At 65.5% G+C, this 17,740-nt stretch carries 19 protein-coding genes; 9 read left to right on the forward strand and 10 right to left on the reverse strand.

Features of this window, described 5'->3' with window-relative positions:
* Nucleotides 1-29 precede the first annotated feature (29 nt).
* The 6 genes from AC3EDY_RS05295 to fghA all read left to right on the forward strand — a co-directional run bounded on the left by AC3EDY_RS05295 (nt 30) and on the right by fghA (nt 7,754).
* Nucleotides 30-1,352 (forward strand): acetylornithine transaminase, encoded by a 1,323-nt coding sequence (locus AC3EDY_RS05295; protein WP_488571426.1) that lies wholly within the window; start codon nt 30-32, stop codon nt 1,350-1,352.
* Entirely contained in the window at nt 1,352-2,362 is a 1,011-nt protein-coding gene (locus AC3EDY_RS05300) for an arginine N-succinyltransferase (protein WP_488571427.1), read from the forward strand. Before AC3EDY_RS05295 ends, AC3EDY_RS05300 begins: the two co-directional genes overlap by 1 nt.
* 5 nt (nt 2,363-2,367) lie before the next feature.
* Complete coding sequence (astD, locus tag AC3EDY_RS05305) at nt 2,368-3,777, forward strand: succinylglutamate-semialdehyde dehydrogenase (protein ID WP_488571428.1); 1,410 nt, start codon at nt 2,368-2,370, stop codon at nt 3,775-3,777.
* 63 nt (nt 3,778-3,840) lie between these two features.
* Nucleotides 3,841-6,456 (forward strand): HWE histidine kinase domain-containing protein, encoded by a 2,616-nt coding sequence (locus AC3EDY_RS05310; RefSeq protein ID WP_488571429.1) that lies wholly within the window; start codon nt 3,841-3,843, stop codon nt 6,454-6,456.
* A 75-nt stretch (nt 6,457-6,531) separates the two neighbouring features.
* Complete coding sequence (locus AC3EDY_RS05315; protein WP_488571430.1) at nt 6,532-6,912, forward strand: VOC family protein; 381 nt, start codon at nt 6,532-6,534, stop codon at nt 6,910-6,912.
* Complete coding sequence (fghA, locus tag AC3EDY_RS05320) at nt 6,909-7,754, forward strand: S-formylglutathione hydrolase (RefSeq protein WP_488571431.1); 846 nt, start codon at nt 6,909-6,911, stop codon at nt 7,752-7,754. Before AC3EDY_RS05315 ends, fghA begins: the two co-directional genes overlap by 4 nt.
* Before the next feature lie 38 nt (nt 7,755-7,792).
* On the opposite strand, the gene nusB is transcribed toward fghA, so the two are convergent.
* The 3 genes from nusB to hisG are packed head-to-tail and all read right to left on the reverse strand — an operon-like array spanning nt 7,793 to nt 10,202.
* Nucleotides 7,793-8,242, reverse strand: coding sequence for a transcription antitermination factor NusB (gene nusB / locus AC3EDY_RS05325; protein ID WP_488571432.1), 450 nt, complete (start codon nt 8,240-8,242; stop codon nt 7,793-7,795).
* Nucleotides 8,239-9,528: a histidinol dehydrogenase gene (gene hisD, locus AC3EDY_RS05330; RefSeq protein ID WP_488571433.1), complete on the reverse strand. Its 1,290-nt coding sequence runs from the start codon at nt 9,526-9,528 to the stop codon at nt 8,239-8,241. Before hisD ends, nusB begins: the two co-directional genes overlap by 4 nt.
* Nucleotides 9,528-10,202, reverse strand: coding sequence for an ATP phosphoribosyltransferase (gene hisG, locus AC3EDY_RS05335; RefSeq protein ID WP_488571434.1), 675 nt, complete (start codon nt 10,200-10,202; stop codon nt 9,528-9,530). The genes hisD and hisG overlap by 1 nt, the downstream gene beginning before the upstream one ends.
* Before the next feature lie 55 nt (nt 10,203-10,257).
* Between hisG and AC3EDY_RS05340 the strand changes: the two genes are divergently transcribed.
* A complete protein-coding gene (locus AC3EDY_RS05340; protein WP_488571435.1) occupies nt 10,258-11,307 on the forward strand; it encodes a DUF2332 domain-containing protein in 1,050 nt (349 codons plus the stop codon).
* Here AC3EDY_RS05340 and AC3EDY_RS05345 read toward each other — a convergent pair.
* Both AC3EDY_RS05345 and AC3EDY_RS05350 read right to left on the reverse strand, forming a co-directional pair.
* Nucleotides 11,298-11,546 carry a hypothetical protein gene (locus AC3EDY_RS05345; RefSeq protein WP_488571436.1) on the reverse strand — a complete coding sequence of 83 codons (249 nt, stop codon included), beginning with the start codon at nt 11,544-11,546 and terminating at the stop codon, nt 11,298-11,300. The genes AC3EDY_RS05340 and AC3EDY_RS05345 overlap by 10 nt on opposite strands.
* A complete protein-coding gene (locus AC3EDY_RS05350) occupies nt 11,543-11,815 on the reverse strand; it encodes a BolA family protein (RefSeq protein WP_488571437.1) in 273 nt (90 codons plus the stop codon). Before AC3EDY_RS05350 ends, AC3EDY_RS05345 begins: the two co-directional genes overlap by 4 nt.
* Nucleotides 11,816-11,854: 39 nt before the next feature.
* Here AC3EDY_RS05350 and AC3EDY_RS05355 point away from each other — a divergent pair, with 39 nt between their 5' ends.
* Nucleotides 11,855-12,445, forward strand: a complete 591-nt coding sequence (locus tag AC3EDY_RS05355; protein ID WP_488571560.1) for a J domain-containing protein — start codon at nt 11,855-11,857, stop codon at nt 12,443-12,445.
* A gap of 54 nt (nt 12,446-12,499) precedes the next feature.
* Here AC3EDY_RS05355 and AC3EDY_RS05360 read toward each other — a convergent pair whose 3' ends face one another.
* The 5 genes from AC3EDY_RS05360 to AC3EDY_RS05380 form a co-directional block, all read right to left on the reverse strand.
* Entirely contained in the window at nt 12,500-12,967 is a 468-nt protein-coding gene (locus tag AC3EDY_RS05360; protein ID WP_488571438.1) for a hypothetical protein, read from the reverse strand.
* Between the two features lie 30 nt (nt 12,968-12,997).
* Complete coding sequence (locus AC3EDY_RS05365; RefSeq protein WP_488571439.1) at nt 12,998-13,204, reverse strand: hypothetical protein; 207 nt, start codon at nt 13,202-13,204, stop codon at nt 12,998-13,000.
* Between the two features lie 204 nt (nt 13,205-13,408).
* Nucleotides 13,409-14,032, reverse strand: a complete 624-nt coding sequence (locus AC3EDY_RS05370; protein ID WP_488571440.1) for a calcium-binding protein — start codon at nt 14,030-14,032, stop codon at nt 13,409-13,411.
* Nucleotides 14,033-14,262: 230 nt separating this feature from the next.
* Nucleotides 14,263-15,459 carry an acyltransferase family protein gene (locus AC3EDY_RS05375; RefSeq protein WP_488571441.1) on the reverse strand — a complete coding sequence of 399 codons (1,197 nt, stop codon included), beginning with the start codon at nt 15,457-15,459 and terminating at the stop codon, nt 14,263-14,265.
* Nucleotides 15,460-15,675: 216 nt separating this feature from the next.
* Complete coding sequence (locus tag AC3EDY_RS05380) at nt 15,676-16,482, reverse strand: VOC family protein (protein ID WP_488571442.1); 807 nt, start codon at nt 16,480-16,482, stop codon at nt 15,676-15,678.
* A gap of 176 nt (nt 16,483-16,658) precedes the next feature.
* On the opposite strand from AC3EDY_RS05380, the gene AC3EDY_RS05385 reads away from it, so the two are divergent.
* Entirely contained in the window at nt 16,659-17,651 is a 993-nt protein-coding gene (locus AC3EDY_RS05385; RefSeq protein WP_488571443.1) for an AAA family ATPase, read from the forward strand.
* Nucleotides 17,652-17,740: the final 89 nt, after the last annotated feature.

A 17,740-nucleotide genomic window follows, 5' to 3' on the forward strand; every position in this document is an offset into this window, starting at 1 on the left:
ATCCGCAGGTCATGCGGGAAGGAAACGCCATGTCTGAAGCTTTGATGCCGCTTTATGCACGTGCCCAGATCGAAGTAGAGCAGGGCGAGGGTGTCTGGCTGGAAGCGCGCGACGGGCGCCGCTTTCTGGATTGCGTAGCCGGGATCGCCACGTGTGGGCTGGGCCATGCGCATCCTGCGCTGGTCGCCGCGCTGACCGCGCAGGCGCAGAAACTGTGGCACGTTTCCAATATCTTCCGGATTCCCGGCCAGGAGGAACTGGCCCGCAAGCTGACCGGCGCCACTTTTGCCGATCTTGCCTACTTCGCCAATTCCGGCACAGAGGCGGTGGAGGCGGCTCTTAAGATCGCGCGCCGCTATCATTATGCCAGGGGGAACCCCGAGCGGATCGACGTGATCGGCTTTGCCGGATCGTTCCACGGGCGCACATATGCCGCGATCAATGCGTCGGGCAATCCCGCTTACCTCGAAGGGTTTGGCCCGCGCCTGCCGGGTTTTCACCAGATGACGGTGGACGATCTGCCGGCTCTGGCCGAAGCCATTGCCCGCCCGACCACGGCGGCCGTCATTGTCGAGCCGGTGCAGGGCGAAGGCGGCGCCCGCGCGCTTTCGGGCGAATTCCTGCGTGAACTGCGGCGCCTGACGCGTGACCATGACGTGCTGTTGATCCACGATGAGGTGCAAAGCGGCATGGGCCGTACGGGCAAGCTGTTTGCGCACCAGTGTTTTCCGGGCGCGGAGCCCGACATCATGGCCATTGCCAAGGCCCTGGGCGGCGGCTTTCCGATCGGCGCTTGCCTGGCAAGCGCGGAAGCGGCAAGCGGCATGGTGACGGGCGTGCATGGCACCACGTTCGGCGGCAATCCGCTGGCCATGGCCGTGGGGCTGGCGGTGTTCGATGTGATTGCGCAAGACGCGACGCTGGCGCATGTTACCGCGATGTCCGATCGCTTTTACACCGGCTTTGCCGCGCTTGCCGGCCGCTATCCCGACCAGATCGTGGAAACCCGGGGCAAGGGGCTGCTGATGGGCTTGAAGCTGCATGCCAACAACCGTGAAGTCATGGCCCTGGCGCGCGAGCATGGCCTGCTGGTGGCAGGAGGCGGCGAGAACTGCGTCCGCATGCTGCCCTCGCTGCTGATCACGGCCGAGGAAGTTGACGAGGCGCTGGCCCGGCTCGAAGCGACGTTGGCCGATGCCCGTGCGCGCGGCTGGGGGCAGGTGGCCGATCGGGCGCCGGGCACCCAGATGCCCGCTACTCAGACGGTTGGCACTCAGGCCCCAGGTAATCAGGCGTCTGGTAATCAGACGCCTGGTAATCAGACGCCTGGTAATCAGACGGTGGCGGCCTGATGCTGGTGGTTCGGCCGGCCGGGCCGGCCGACATCGATGCCTTGCTCGATCTGGCGTTTCTTTCCGGCAAGGGGTTTACCAGCCTGCCCGAAGACCGCGCCGTCCTGGCCGAGCGTCTGGCGCTTTCTGCGCAGAGCTTTGCGCGCGACGTGCCGGTTCAGCGCGCGTGGTATACGCTGATGCTGGAAGATACCGAAACCGGCGCGGTCGAAGGGGTTGCCGGAATCAAGGGTGGGGTGGGGCTCGACCGGCCGCATTTCTCGTTCCGGGTCATGACCCTGGCGCAATATTCTTCGGCCACCGGCACGCGGTTCGATCACCAGGCGCTGGTGCTGGTCAACGAATGCAGCGGCATGTCGGAAGTGGGATCGCTGTTCCTGCGCCCGCGCAAGCGGCAGGGCGGCGCCGGATCGCTGCTGGCCCGCGCGCGTTATGCGCTGATCGGCGCCAACCGCGACCTGTTTGCCGCCACGATCATGGCGGAACTGCGTGGCTGGTTCGACGAGCGCGACGAAAGCCCGTTCTGGCACGGCATTGCCGCCAAGTTCTTCCGCCTGCCGTTCGAGGATGCCGACCGGATGATCACGGCCACCGACGGTCAGTTCATTCTCGATCTGGCGCCGCGCCATCCGATCTATCTGGAACTGGTCGATCCCACCGCGCGCGAGGCGATCGCCAAAGTCCACCGCCATGGCGAACGGGCGCTGGCCATGCTTGAGGATGAGGGCTTTACCCGTTCCGGCCTGGTGGACATTTTCGACGGCGGCCCCACGGTGACCGCCCCGCGCGACCAGATCCGCACGATCCGCAACGCGCGCCAGATGCCGGCGGTGGCCGGTCTTGTCGAAACCGCGCCCGGCGAACGGCCGCATCTTGTGGCAACCCCGGGCCTTGCCACGTTTCGCGCCACCTTGACCCCGGCACGGATCGCCGGGGACGCGCTGGTCGTTCCCGAAGCAACCCTGGCCGCACTGGGCACCTGCCCGGGCGAGGCCCTGATCGTGAGTTGATTGTCGTGACCCAAAGGCTCCAATCCTTCGACCCGGCCCATGGCAATGTCGTTTGGGAAGGCGATGTGGCCGATGCCGCCACTTGCGCTGCTGCGGTGGACAAGGCGCGCGCTGCCTTTCCCGCCTGGGCGCGTACTCCGCTGGAAGAGCGGGTGGCCATCGCGCAGCGTTACGCCACGCTGGTGAAAGCCAGCCCGGCGCTGCCCGAGCTGATCTCGGCCGAAACCGGCAAGCTGCTGTGGGAAACGCGCGCCGAACAGGCTTCGATGGCAGGTAAGGTGGCCGTCTCGATTGCTGCCCAGGCCGAACGGACGCCGACGCGCAGTGCGGACATGCCTTTCGGCAGCGCTACGCTGCGCCATCGGCCGCATGGCGTGATGGCCGTGCTGGGGCCTTACAATTTCCCCGGCCACCTGCCCAACGGCCATATCGTGCCGGCGCTGCTGGCGGGCAATACGGTGGTGTTCAAGCCTTCGGAACTGACGCCGGCCACCGGCGCCGCCATGGTCGGCCTGTGGCGTGAGGCGGGTCTGCCCGATGGCGTGCTCAATCTGGTGCAGGGCGCGCGCGAGACGGGCGAAGCATTGCTGGCCAATCCCATCGATGGCCTCTTGTTCACCGGCTCTGCGACGGCGGGCCGGATTTTTCGACGGCAGTTTGCCGATCGTCCCGACGTCGTCCTGGCACTGGAACTGGGCGGCAACAATCCGCTGATCGCCTGGGACGGCGATCCGGCGGCGGTGGCCAGCCTGATCGTGCATTCCGCCTTTGTCACCAGCGGGCAGCGCTGCTCTTGCGCGCGGCGTCTCATCCTGCCGGAAGGCGCCTGGGGGGATCGCGTGATCGAGGCGCTCGCCGATCTGGCCAGCCGCCTGCCGATTGCCGCCTGGGACGAGCCTGGCGGCGCTTTCATGGGGCCTCTTGTAGGCGATGCCCAGGCGCGCGCCGCGCGCGAGGCGGTTGCCGCCCTGGGGGCGACGGGTGCCGCGACGATTCTTGGCGAAGCCGCGCAACAGGGCCGGCGCGACGCGTTCTTCGCCCCCGTGATCCTGGATGTGACCGGCGTAGCCGCGCCCGATCGCGAAGTGTTCGCCCCTGTGCTCAGCGTGCGTCGCGTGCCCGATTTCGCCGCCGCGATGGCGAGTGCCAACGACACGGCTTTCGGGCTTTCGGCCGGGCTCGTCACTGCCGATCCGGCACTGTGGCAGGAATTCCGCCTGTTCGTGCGTGCCGGCGTGGTCAACTGGAACCGCCCGACGACCGGCGCTGCGGCCAACATGCCGTTCGGCGGATTGGGCGAAAGCGGTAACCATCGTCCCAGCGCCTATTACGCGGCCGATTATTGCGCCTGGCCCATGGCCAGTTTCGAAGCGCCGGTCATCGCGGCACAGCCGGTGCCCGGGCTTGCCGGCTGAAACGGGGACGGGGGTTGAAACCCCCGGCACCTTTTTGCAAGTGGGGCGTTAGCGTCCTCACGGATGACTCACTCTACTGAACCGATCAGCCAGGTTTCCGGCGATGGGGCGGAAGCCTTCGCTGTCGATCTCAGCAATTGCGATCGCGAGCCGATCCATGTTCCGGGCATCATCCAGCCGTTCGGCTTTTTGATTGCCGTCACGCCCGACTGGATGGTGGCGCGCGTATCGGAAAACCTGGCGCAGTTCACCGGAACGGCGGCACATGCCGCCTTGGGGCAGCCGCTTTCGTTTCTGATCGCGCGCGAGGCAATTCACACCATCCGCAACCGCTTGACCACGCTGCGCGGCCCGGACGCGGTCGAGCGGATATTTTCCGTGCCGCTTATGGCCGATCGGCCGCCGTTTGATGTGGCGGTGCATTTTGCCGGCCGCGAAATCGTGATCGAGGCCGAGCCTGCGGCAGCCGAACCCCTCGAGGCCACATCGGTAGTGCGCAGCATGACCGCGCGCCTTCAGCAGGTGGAAGGGCTTACCGGCTTTCTGCGCGAGGGCGCGCGGCAGGTGCGGGCGATCACAGGGTTCGACCGCGTCATGGTCTATCGCTTCGACGCGCAGGAATCGGGTGAAGTGGTGGCCGAATCCGTGCGCCAGGGCATCGACAGCTTTCTGGGGTTGCACTATCCGGCAAGCGACATTCCCGCCCAGGCCCGCAAGCTCTATCTGCGCAACACATTCCGTGTCATTGCCGATGTCGCGTCCGCGCCGGTGCGGCTGGTTCCGCAACGCGATCCGGATGGCCGGCTGCTCGATCAATCGCTATCGGTTTTGCGCGCGGTTTCGCCGATCCATATCGAATATCTGCGCAACATGGGGGTGTGCGCCTCGCTTTCCATTTCCATCGTGGTGGGGGGAAAGTTGTGGGGCCTGTTCGCCTGCCACCATTATTCCCCGCGCCTGCCCAGCATGGCCTCGCGCAGCGCGGCCGAACTGTTCGGCCAGATGTTTTCCCTGATGCTCGACGCGCGGGAAAACGCCCAGGCACGCGAATACGAAGCGCGGGGCCGCATGGTGACGGATCGGCTGCTTGCCACCGTGGCGCAGGACAACGATCTGCTCGACAGCCCGCAATGGCTGGCCGACGTGATCGGCGATGCCATCCCCGCCGACGGTATCGGCGTGCATGTGCGCGGCCAGACGTCGCTGGTGGGATTGACGCCCAACGTGACGCAGTTCGACAATGTCGTGCGCATGCTGAACCGGGTTTCGTCCGGCCAGATTTTTGCCACCGATGCGATTGGCGCCCAGTTGCCCGAGGCTGCGGCCCATGCCGATGTGGCGGCCGGCATGCTCGCCATTCCGCTGTCACGCGAACCGCGCGATTACATCGTGCTGTTTCGTGCCGAACGCCTGCGCGAAGTGCGATGGGGTGGCAAGCCCGAAAAGGAAGTCGTCTATGGCCCCAACGGCCCCCGCCTGACGCCGCGCAAAAGCTTCGAAGCCTGGGCGGAGCTGGTCAAGGGCACCAGCCAGCCGTTTACCCCGGCAGAGCGGCGCGTGGCCGAAGCGCTGCGCGTGGGCATGCTGGAAGTGCTGGTGCGCCTTGCTGAAACGGCCGGCGTGGAACGCGCGCGCGCGTCGGAACGGCAGGAACTGCTGATTGCCGAACTCAACCACCGGGTGCGCAACATCCTTTCCCTCATCCGCGGGTTGATCGCCCAGACCCGTGATGGCGCGGCCGACGTTTCCAGTTTCATTTCCACGCTCGATGACCGCATTCGCTCGCTGGCGAGGGCGCATGACCAGATCACCGCCGATCGCTGGGGCCCGGCGCGCCTTTCGGACCTGGTGGACGTGGAGGCGGGCGCCTATCTGCGTGCGCAATCCGAACGCGTGGTGGCGCAGGGCGAAAACGTGCTGCTTTATCCGACGGCTTATGTCACCATTGCCCTGGTTATTCACGAACTGATGACCAACGCCGCCAAATATGGCGCCTTGGCCGGCGATGGCACCGTGCACATTTCCTGGCACCGCGACGAAAGCGGCGGTCTGTTGCTGGACTGGCAGGAGCGCGACGGCCCCCCGGTGGCTTTGCCCACGCGTCGCGGGTTCGGCAGCACGATCATCGAACGCTCGATCCCCTATGACCTGGGCGGCACGGCGGACATCGCCTATCTCCCCGCGGGCGTGCAGGCACGGTTTGCCCTGCCCGCCCACTGCGTGGCCGGAGTTACCGCCGCTCGGCACAGCGGGCCAACGCCCGTCAGCCTGGGAGGCGCGACGACGCCACTCGATGGTTGCACCGTATTGCTGGTGGAAGACAGCATGATCATTGCTCTCGACGGCGAGGATGCCCTGCGCGAATTGGGCGCGGCCGCGGTCAGCACGGCGCCCGGCGTACGTGACGCGCTGCGCCTTCTCGAACTGCAGACTTTCGATTTCGCCCTGCTTGATTTCAATCTCGGCGTCGATACCAGCGCACCGGTGGCAGACCGGCTTTGCGAGTTGGGCGTGCCGTTTGCCTTCGCCACCGGCTATGGCGAAGGCATCGGTATCGATCGCTGGCCGGGGGTGCCGGTAATCAACAAGCCCTACGGTCTCAAGGAACTGCGCGTTGCCGCCAGCCACGGGCAGGCAGCGCGTCGATCGTTCCAGCAGCCATCGTTCGGCGGCTCTTGACCGGCAGGCCCGCGCCCGGGCACACCCCATCCGAACGCGGTGCACGGGGCACTGCCTGGGGAGAGATGACGGCCCATGTTCAGCCACCTGATGCTCGGCACCAACGATATCGATCGTGCCAAGACCTTCTATGATGCGACCTTTGCCGCGTTTGGCGGCCCCAAGGGCGTCATCAACGCTGCGGGGCGGCTGGTCTATCTTCACAACGACGGCATTTTCGTTCTGGGCAAGCCGCTAAACGGTGAAGCGGCGACCTGCGCCAACGGCTTTACCGTAGGCTTTGCGATGACTCCCGAACAGGCTGATGCCTGGCATGCCGCGGGCCTCGCCAACGGCGGCACGCCTTGCGAAGATCCGCCCGGTCCGCGCCAGGGCACGCCGTTCTATCTGGCCTATCTGCGCGATCCCGATGGCCACAAGATCTGCGCGCTGCACAATTTCCGGAAAGTGCAATGACGCTGGAAATCGTTTCGAAGAGCAAGGCGCATGGCGGCACGCTGGGGGTCTACAAGCATGCCTCGGCAGCAACGTCCACGCCGATGACCTTTTCCGTCTTCGTGCCGCCGCAGGCCGGAGGCGGCGCGAAACTGCCCGTTCTGATGTATCTTTCTGGCCTGACCTGCACCCATGCCAACGTGACCGACAAGGGCGAATATCGCCGCCTTTGCGCTGCGCTGGGGCTGGTCTTCGTCGCCCCGGACACGTCGCCCCGCGGTGATGGCGTGGCCGACGATCCGGCCGGCGCCTATGACTTCGGCCTTGGCGCCGGATTCTATGTCAATGCCACGCAGGCGCCGTTTGCCGCCCACTATCGCATGTGGGACTATGTGTCTCAGGAATTACCGGCCTTGCTGGCAGCACATTTCCCGGTGGACATCGCCCGCATGGGGATCACCGGCCATTCGATGGGTGGCCATGGCGCGCTCACGCTGGGATTGACCTATCCCGAGACGTTCAAGTCTCTTTCGGCCTTTGCGCCGATCGTGGCGCCCGGCCAGGTGCCCTGGGGCCACAAGGCGCTGGGCGGCTATCTGGGCCAGGACCGCGCTGCCTGGCGGGCGCATGATGCCACCGCCCTGGTCGAAGATGGCAAGCGTCCGGCTGGCGCGATCCTGATCGATCAGGGGGATGCCGACGGGTTTCTGGCCGAACAACTGCGCCCGGAACTGTTTGCCACGGCCTGCGGGGCGGCGGGCATAGACCTCGTTCTGCGCCTGCAGCCGGGCTATGACCACAGCTACAATTTCATTTCGACGTTCATGGAAGACCATTTGCGCTGGCACGCAGAGCGGCTGTGATAACCGGTAGCAGATGGCGGTAGCGGGCCAGACGTGCGTTAGGATCGCACGTCCTTGGCCACGGCATCGAGCACGCCATTGACGAACCGGGCCTCGCGCGCGTCGAAAAAGGCGTGCGCCACGTCGAGGTATTCATTGATCACCGTGCCCACGGCAATGTCGGTGCGGGCCATGAGCTCGTAAACACCGCAGCGCAGGATCTGAAGCATGGTCTTGTCCAGCCGCGTCAGCGACCAGCCCTGGGCCAGGCGCGATTGCAGCAATCCGTCGATGTCCGTGCGCCGTGCAGACACGCCTTTTACCACGTCGTCGAAGAATTCGACATCGGCGGCGGCGTATTCGACATCCTCGATTTCCGCGCCCAGCCGGTGCTGGTGGAATTCATCGAGCAACAGGCGCAACTCCGTGCCTTCCATGTCGATCTGATAGAGCGCCTGGACGGCAGCAAGCCGCGCGGCGGAGCGGGCCTGACCCGTGGTGTTTCTCATATTCCCAATCTCAGTTCGATAGAGCGGGCATGGGCGGAAAGCCCTTCCGCATCGGCCAGCGCAATGGCCGCCGGGCCGACCGCGCCGATGGACGCATCGCTTACCGCGATGAAGCTGGTGCGCTTCATGAAATCGAGCACGGAAAGTCCGGAGGAAAACCGCGCCCGGCGCCCGGTGGGCAGCACGTGGTTCGGCCCCGCAACGTAATCGCCGATCGCCTCGGGTGTCATGCGGCCGAGGAAGACCGAACCGGCATGGCGGATCTGCGCGAACAGGGCATCGGGATCGTCGGTGGCAATCTCGACATGTTCGGCCGCCAGGGCATTGGCCAGCGCGGGGGCTTCGTCAAGCGACCGCACCACGATTACCGTGCCGTGAGTCTCCCAGCTGGCCTTGGCCACGCGGGCGGTGGGCAGCATGGCGATTTCCACGCCCACCATGTCCACGACCTGATCGGCAAAGGCGGCATCGTCGGTAATCAGGATGGCCTGCGCGGCAGGATCGTGTTCGGCCTGGCTCAGAAGATCCGCCGCAATCCACTGCGGATCGTTGCGGGCATCGGCGATCACCAGGATTTCCGAAGGACCGGCCACCATGTCGATGCCGACAATGCCGAAAAGCTGGCGTTTGGCTTCGGCCACCCAGGCGTTGCCGGGGCCGGTCACCACGTCGACCGCACGGATCATCCTGGTGCCATAGGCCAATGCCGCGATCGCCTGCGCCCCGCCCATGCGCCATACCTCGTCCACCCCCGCCAGATGGGCGGCGGCCAAGACCAGCGGGTTGACCGCGCCCTTGGGCGTGGGCGTTGCCACGACCAGGCGCTCCACCCCGGCGACCTTGGCGGGAATGGCATTCATCAGCAGCGACGAGGGATAGGCCGCCCGCCCGCCCGGCACATAGAGGCCCGCGCCGTCGACCGCGCGCCATCTTGCACCCAGGCGGATGCCGGCAGCATCGGTATAGTCGCGATCCTGTGGCAATTGCGCCGCGTGATAGGCTCGGATGCGCTGGGCAGCCAGTTCCAGCGCGGCGCGCAAATCGGGCGTCAGGGCGTCGAACGCCTCGCGGCAGGTGGCGGCATCGATACGCCAGCCGTCGCCCTGCGGCAGATGGCCATCGAACCGCTGCGTATACTCGGCCAGCGCCGCGTCGCCCCGCAGGCGCACGTCCTCGATGATCGTCTGCACGTCGCGGCTGACGTTCTCGTCGCTTTCGCGGCGATCTTTCACCAGGCGGGCAAAGCGCATGGCGAAATCGGCGTCGGTCGTCTTGAGGCGAAGCATCAGGCGGCGGCCTTTCTTGCGGCAACTTGCGCGCGGAACGCATCGATCAGCGCGCCAAGGCGCGCGCTGTCGGTCTTGAGCGCGGCGCGGTTGACGATCAGCCGCGCGGAAATCTGCATGATCCGGCTGGTTTCCACCAGTCCGTTTTCCTTGAGCGTGCGGCCCGACGAGACAAGATCGACAATGCGGCTGGCAAGGCCAAGCGAGGGCGCCAGTTCCATCGCGCCGTTAAGCTTCACCACTTCGGCCTGCACGCCCATGCGCTCGAAATGGCGGCGCGTGAGATTGGGATACTTGGTGGCGACGCGCGCATGACTTTCGCGTTGCCCGTCGCTCTCGCCGGCGCTGTTTGCCGGCTCTGCCACGGACAGACGGCAGTGGCCGATATCGAGATCGACCGGGGCATAGAGATCAGCATAGTCGAATTCGTCGATCACATCGGATCCGACGATGCCGGCCTGGGCCGCGCCATGGGCCACGAACGTCGCCACGTCGAACGCGCGCACGCGGATCAGCGTCACGTCGGCCCGGTTGGTGGAAAAAGACAGCGCACGCGAAGACTTGTCGAAGAACGCCGCCTCGGGCACCACACCGGCCTGTTCCAGCAGGGGGAGCGCTTCATCCAGAATGCGGCCCTTGGGCAGGGCGAAAACGAGCGGGGTGGCAGTGGTCATGACGCCATCGCCCCTATGGCAAGCGCAGGAAAAGGGCAACCTCATGGCATCCATCATGGATAACGCTTCTGTCGGACAGGCGATCGCGTGGCAGGCTGATTATGCCACCCGGAACGGCGCTCCGGCCACGGGGCATATCGTGCGCGCGCAACTGCCGCTGCTGACCGGCGGTGGCGCGGTGGGCGCGCGCATGGCGGCCTGGCCGGGCAAACCGCTGGAAGACGCGCTGCCGCTGCGGCTGACTGGGGGCCTGCACAATCTGGTGCTCACCGGGGCCGACACGCGCCTGGGCGCGGTCTATCGCGGCGATCTGACCGATCAGGCGGCGATCAATGCGCTGGTGGCCGATCTGGCGCAACGGTTCGAAACGCGCCTGCTGCCCTGGCTCGATGGCCCGCCACAGACCAACGAAGCCGGGCGTTCGGCCGCGATCATGGCGGGTCTGTTGTGGCTGGCGGCGCGGGTGGGGCCGCGGTTCGTGCTGCACGAGCTTGGCGCCAGCGCCGGGGTTAACACGATGATGAACCGTTTTGCGTTTGAGTTGGGCGGAACCCGTACGGGACACGCCGATTCGCCGATACGCCTTGTGCCTCAATGGCGTGGCAGCGGGCAGCCGCCCGAGGTTCCGCTGGACGTACTGGCGGTTTCCGGGTGCGACCTTGCACCGGTCGACCTGACTGACCCTGCCGCGGCGCTGCGCCTCAAAAGCTATGTCTGGGGCGAAGTGACCGAGCGGCTGGCCCGCCTCGATGCGGCCATTGCCCTGGCCCATGTGCAACGGCCAGACGTGGTGGCGATGGATGCGGCCGCCTATGTGGACCAAGTGCTGGCCGCGCCGCAGCCCGAAGACAGTACGCGGGTGATCTATCATTCGGTGGTTTGGCAATATATGCCGCCTGCCACCCAGCGGCGCATCATCGCGGCTATCACCGCAGCGGGCCAGCGCGCCACGGTGGGGCAAAGGCTGGCGTGGGTGACGCTCGAAGCCAATCATGCCGCTGCCCGCCACGAGCTGACGGTGCGGCACTGGCCCGGTGACGGGGTGCCGGTCAGCCTTGCCGCGGCCCATGCGCACGGTGCCTGGGTGGAGTGGCTTCAGCTCTGAACCTGCATGGCTGCCAGGGCGCGGTGAAACGATGCCCATTCCCGCACGGCAACGACGATCTGTGCCAGAACCGCTGCCGCCGCAAGGGCGCGGGGCATCGCCACGGCCATGCCAAGGCTGGCCAGCATCGACAGCAACAGCGCGAGATGGCTGACCGGGGCGTGGCCACCCTGGTGATTGCGCAACAGCGACACGACGGGCGGCACGGCGGCTGCCCCGGCCTTGCCGGGCTCGCTCATTCGCCGGGGGCGCGGGCGCGGATCGCCAGGGCGTGGACGCGCTGGCCGGGCAGATCCTCCAGGGCCTGGTTGACCAGACGTTGGCGCTGCAGACGCGAAAGCCCGGCAAAGGCCGCGCTCTCGATGTCAACGGTGAAGTGCGACTCGCCCGTGCCGTCATCGCCTAGATGGCCGCTGTGACGGGCCGAATCGTTGATTACCGCCAAGCGTGACGGGGCAAAGGCATCGGCAAGCTTGCGTTCGATTTCCTGGGCGATGGGGCCGGTCATGTCTTTCCTTTCGGGAACGGATACACCATGTGCAAAGGCGTGAAGCATGACAAGTTCCACGGCCGCGTCGGGGATACCGGGCGCCTCTGCAATGCCCCCGGTTGCAACGCGCCCGGAGAATTTCGCGCGCCGGGCGTGCGTCCTCCGGGGTTTGACGGGCCAGGCGATTATCGCTGGTTCTGCCTTGAACACGTGCGCGCTTTCAATGCCGGCTACGATTTCTTCGAAGGGATGAGTGCCGACGAAATCCTGGCGGCACAGTCTCCCCTGGCCGGGTGGGACACGCATACGCGTGCCTTCCGGCCCGACGCGGGAATCGACCAGGCGCCGCGCTGGGCCGATTTCGCCGATCCGCTGGAAGCCATCGCCCAGCGTGCGCGCGCTCGCAAGGCCGATCATCAAGCCGCCCAGGAGGCGATGCGGCGCGGCCTGAGCGCGGAGGACCGGGCCGCCTATGAGGCGCTCGGCCTTGGTTTCGATGCCGATCGCGCTGCCCTGCGCCGGCGTTATGCCGATCTGGTGCGGCGCTACCACCCCGATCGCAACGGCGGCGATCGCAGCATGGAAAGCAAGCTGCAACGCGTGGTCGCGGCTTATGACCACTTGCGGCACTCGGCGGCGTTTCGCTAGGCCGTTTGGCAGGGAAACCGGCGGGTGCCGACCGGCCGCTGTCGCGCCCGTCGCTCAGGCGGCCAAGCGATCGAGCAGCGCGATGCGTTCCCAGTCCTTGGGACGGCCGAACCTTGCAAACATGGCGCGCAGTTCGTGCCGCGCCGGAACGAATACCCTAGCGCCTTCCAGCTGCATTGCCTGCCGGCTTGCGAATTCGACGGGGCGCCAGGCGCCATCGGCATCGCGGTGCGTGAAGTTCGCCATGAATTCGACCGGCAGCGGACATGCAGTCCATCGGCCGAACAATGCCGACCGGAACCGGGAATGGCGTTCGGGCGTCGGCGTGATGACGCCCATGCAGGGCAGCATCCGCCTGGCGTCGCGCATACTCAGCATGACGTCAACATCGGAAACGATGATCGGGCATGCGCCGTGGAGTGCGGCCGCTGCGCCTGAAATGATCCACCAGGGATCGTGCGCGTCGGCCATGACCGCCGCCACGGCAAGAACGGTTTCCGTCAACGCGGCAGGTAGCGTCATCCGGTTTCCTTCCCCCTGGAAAAGCGTCGATCAGTCTGGTGCCTGGTGGGCGGCCTCGATCATCGAGGGACCGCCCGATACAGGGGTTATCCAGATGGCGAGATCGGCAACGATCAGCGCGGCCATCCCCAGCATCATCGCCGGACGCTTGCGTTCGCCCCGGCGCCACAGGAACACCGCCCCGCCGATCAGCGCCACGGCCGCAAGCACGAGCAGCGAAAGAACCGTGTCCATCATGACTTTGCCACCCTGCACATGGCCGCAGACCCCATCGGCACCTGCCTGGATGGCCGGCCCGCGCGGTCGATAGCCCGACCGGGCACCCGGGTGCCACAAAAAACGCCCCGCCGGGTGGACCGGCGGGGCACAGGCAAACGGTCCGGGCAGGCCCTGGCCTGATGCCCGGTGATCAGGACGCCTGATAATCAGCGTGCCAGGTGATCAGATGGTCACGCTGTCGTCGGCGATGATATGGCTCAACGTCAGGGCCTGCTGGTGCCCCTGGCTATCCCTGAGAATGAACGTCGTGCCGTCAAAGCCGCTGGTGTTGACGTAATAGCTGCCCATCGACGGGTTGGCCTTGAGATAGGCGGCAAGGCGGTTCACGTCATCCTGCGAGTCGATGAAAGCCGATCCGGTGCCTTTCGCCACCATCCCAAGCGCGCCGAAAATGCTGTCGAAACCAGTGATGCGCACCGCATCGCGCTCGGCAAAATTGAGGTCTTCGACCGTCACCCACTGATAGACCGTCGAAACGCCGTGCCCGCCGGAAAAGGCGAAAGATGAAAAGCCTTCGGCTGCGCGGAACACGAACTGGTCGGCGCCAGTGCCGCCCGTAAGCGAATCCTTTCCGCCCCCGCCTTTGAGAACGTCATCCCCGTCACCGCCATAAAGCGCATCGTTGCCGCGACCCGCATAGAGCATGTCGTTGCCGGCGCCGCCGTTGATGATGTTCCGCCCCGCGCCGCCGGTCACCACATCGTCGCCACCGCCGGCGTTGATGATGTTGTTGCCGGCGGGCGCGACGATCGTGTCGGCATTGCTGGTGCCGTTTATCACAGTCATGTTCGTTCTCCTTCGTTCCGCTATAATGCAGAAGGTTGATCCACAAGTATTTTCAAGGATACTTTGTGGTCGGGAAGAACGAATATGTTCCTCGGCCACGCAATTCATCGTTGCGATCGGGCTTATATTATTGGGTAAATAACGATTACCTTGAAATGCACCGTTGAATCGGTGTCAGTCCAGTCTGCTCATTATGCATTTTTGCTTTGCAGCATGGCAGATTTTTTCATTCAAATTGGCTGTTTCTTATAGTGACACGCACGAGACGGGTTCAATCCGGACCTAGTTCTGGCTCGTTCTCGCCATTTCGGTCGGCTGCGGGACGGTCGCTGGCCTGGCGCATCCGCTGGCCGGCCATATCGACGGAGCAGGGCCGCGCGGCACGGCTCGTCGAAGCGAACAGTTACCAGCCAGGCCACCCCGAGCAGCGGCGGCACCAGCGTCAGCCCCCAGATGCCGAGTGGCGTGCCGGGGGCGGCGCGCTTGGCAACGCCCGCAACGATAGCCAGCACCGGCACGTGAATGCCGTAAAGCGGATAGGCAATGCGGCCAAGCCAGCGGCCACCGGGAATGGCCCGGCGCGGGCCTGCGGCAACAGCGAGCGCCAGCAGGCAGGGAAAGTAGAACATGGCCAGAAACAGCGTCCAGGGTAACTGCTGGACCGGCAGGGCAAGCGCATAGATCAACGCGAATGCCGCCATCGGGGCGGCAGGACCATTCATGACCGGCAGAAATCGGCGCAACCGATGCAACAGAAGGCCGCAACTGAAGCCGAAGCAGGTCCGCGCCAGCCCACCATCGAGGGAAGTTGCCTGCCAGCCGAGTTCCAGCGTGCCATGATGCAGGGCGATGGCGACAAGCGCCAGACCGGACAGGACCACCACGCCCGACAGAACCGCCGTGCTGCGTCGCACGAGCAGCACGGCCCAGGCGATATTGACGCTCAGCTCGAAAAACAAGGACCATAGCGGCCCGTTGGCGGGAAAGAGTTCCCATCCCGTTGCCGGCCCATGCCACAGCTTCGGCACGATCAGCAGATTCAAAGCATTGCCGAGCAGCACCTGGTCCAGCGGATCGGACCGGCCCGGCACCATCAGCCAACGGGCGATCAGGTAGGTTGCACCAAGTGCGGTGCCGAGCAAGGCCACGGGTATCATCCGGATAAGCCGTCGTTGCAGGAATGCGGCCACTGCCATGCCACCTGTGCCCGCGCGTGCGCCAAGCCGCGCCTCATAGGCTTCGGCCAGGACGAAACCGCTGAGGATGAAAAAGAAATCCACGGCCAGATAGCCATTGGGAAACAGCTGGACGCCGCCGGCCCGCGTGCCAATGTGAAACAGGCAGACCGCCAGGGCGGCAATACCGCGCATCTCGTCAAGCAGCGCATACCGGCGATCGGGTATGCCATCGATTGCCGCGGTCTTCATGCCCGTGCCGTTCCCCGCGATACCGCCCGAGCCCCTCGCCACTTGGCAAAGAACGGCAGGCGTGCCCCTGTGCTGCCGCGATCCGGCGACGCACTGTTTCGGGCAGGGCTCACGCAATCGTGACTAACGCATGATTAACCGAATTTCCGGAAAAAGCTTATACGAAGGGATACCTAGGTTCCTTGTGGCCGGTTTGCCCAGGCAGCCCCATGCCGGTCAGGAAGCGATCGGCGGCCTGGAGACCAGGCCGAAAAAGGCGCCGGCGGGATCGCGCGCCTGCACTATCAGGTCGCCGCCGGGCACTTCATGGATCGCGCTTTCCAGCGTCCCGCCCAGCGCGGGCACTTTGGCGGCTGCGGCCTGCACGTCGCTCACCCGGAAATAGATTCGCCAGCCGGTCGGCGCGTCGGCTTCCTGGCCCTGCATCATCGCCCCTACGGTGCCCTGCAGAGGGTGGGCAACGAACTGGTAATCACCCAGCGGCCCCATCGGCATGGCATCTGGATAGCTGAAGCCAAAGTGGCGGGCGTAGAAGGCGCGCGCGCCAGGCAGATCGGCCGTTACCAGCTCGTTCCAGGTAACGGCCTGTTCCACGTCCATCGCGAAGACCGGCGGGGGCGGCGTGGCCTGGCCGGGCGGCGGGCTGGGGGCGATCAGGTAGAACGGCGCGCCCCAGGGATCGGTAACCATGGCGAACGTGCCTTCGGCAATCGTCATGGCCGGCATCAGCACGCGGCCGCCGTCCGCCTCGATCGCGGCGAGCGTTGCCGCCACACTGTCGGCCATGAGGTAAGGCAGCCAGCAGGGCCGTGCGCCGGCGTCGATCATCGCCTGCCGCAAGACCAGCAGGCCGCCCTGGCCGCTGCCGTCGGAACGGTGGATGTGCCGGTAATCAATCGGTGCGGTCTCGTGGCCGGGCGCCGGGCCGTCGATCGTCCAGCCGATCAGATCCTGATAGAACCGGCCCACAGCTTCGGGCGCGTCGGTCATCACTTCGTACCACACGAACAGGCCTTGGGGCATGGGGGCGTCCTCATCTGGTTGCGACGGGCGATTCGCCTGCTGCAGGATGCGGACAATAGCCTCGCGGCGGCATCGTGGTAAGCCGAAGGCGAATCGACCGAAAAGCAGCGCAGGCCAAAGGGCATGCTGCCAAAGCATGTTGCGGTGCGGCGCGCGCGCGGATAGGCAGGAACGCGATGAGCGACACTTCCAATCTCGTGGCCCAGCCCGGTGCCACCACCGCTTTGCCCGCGCCCGACACCCAGGTTTCGGTGCGCGAGGTATTCGGCATCGATATCGACATGACGGTGCCTGCCTTTTCCCGGGCGGACGAGCGCGTGCCCGATGTCGACGAAAGCTATGTTTTCGATCCCGATACCACGCTGGCGATCCTGGCGGGTTTTGCTTTCAACCGGCGCGTGATGGTGCAGGGCTATCACGGTACGGGCAAGTCTACCCATATCGAACAGGTGGCGGCGCGGCTGAAGTGGCCTTGCGTGCGCATCAACCTTGATGCCCACATCAGCCGTATCGACCTCATCGGCCGCGATGCCATTGTGCTGCGCGACGGTCTGCAGGTCACCGAATTTCGCGAAGGCCTGCTGCCCTGGGCATTGCAGACGCCCACGGCGCTGGTCTTTGACGAGTACGATGCGGGCCGCCCCGACGTGATGTTCGTAATCCAGCGCGTGCTGGAAACCGAGGGCAAGCTTACCCTGCTCGATCAGAACCGGGTGATTCGTCCCAATCCGTTCTTCCGCCTGTTCGCCACGGCCAATACCGTGGGCCTGGGCGATACTTCGGGTCTTTATCACGGCACCCAGGCGATCAATCAGGGCCAGATGGACCGCTGGAATCTGGTGGTGGCGCTGAACTACCTGCCGGCCGAGACCGAAATCGACGTGGTGACCAAGAAGGTGTCGGGCCTCGATCCGCAAGTGATCGCCAGCATGGTCCGCGTGGCCGACCTCACGCGCAAGGGCTTCATGGCCGGGGACATTTCCACCGTGATGAGCCCGCGCACGGTTATCAGCTGGGCGCAGAACAGCCAGATATTCAACGATGTGGGATTTGCTTTCCGCCTTTCGTTCCTCAACAAGTGCGACGAGGCCGAGCGCGTTCTCGTGGCCGAATATTATCAGCGCGTGTTTGCCAGGGAACTGCCCGAAAGCGTGGCGCATAAGGCCTAAACTTCGGGGCCTAAACTTCGGGGCCTGAACTTTGGGCCTGAACTTTGGGCCTGAACTTTGGGTCTGGGCGGCACGCCGCGGTTTGCCAG

It is taken from the genome of Novosphingobium sp. DS6-6 (assembly GCF_057784975.1).